The sequence below is a fragment of the Escherichia sp. AM3 genome (assembly GCF_032029835.1).
GTDB classification, from domain to species: Bacteria; Pseudomonadota; Gammaproteobacteria; order Enterobacterales; family Enterobacteriaceae; genus Escherichia; species Escherichia coli.
In genome coordinates this window covers 1-247 of the sequence record NZ_JAVUPQ010001200.1, presented here as the reverse complement: position 1 = coordinate 247, position 247 = coordinate 1, and the positions used below count along the sequence as shown (strand labels likewise).

The following is a 247-nucleotide window of genomic DNA, read 5'->3' as shown; positions in this document are numbered from 1 at the left end:
GATAAACCGTTTGCAAAGATGTTATGTATGGACCTTGAAGCAAATGGTTATGCTCCTTGGTTGGATGAATGGGACATAAAAGTAGGGGAAAGTATTCCCGAACGAATTTCAGACGGATTAGAAGAAGCTGATTTTGTAATTGTTATTCTTTCTGGAAATGCGGTTTCATCAAAATGGGTAGAAAGAGAATGGCAAACAAAATATTGGAATGAAATTCAATATAATCGTATTCACGTGCTTCCTTTAC

At 36.0% G+C, this 247-nt stretch carries 1 protein-coding gene; it reads left to right on the top strand.

Annotated elements, in window-relative coordinates:
* Positions 1-27: 27 nt before the first annotated feature.
* The coding region (locus RTW80_RS30295) for a toll/interleukin-1 receptor domain-containing protein (RefSeq protein WP_312721899.1) at positions 28-247 on the top strand (220 nt) is incomplete at its 3' end.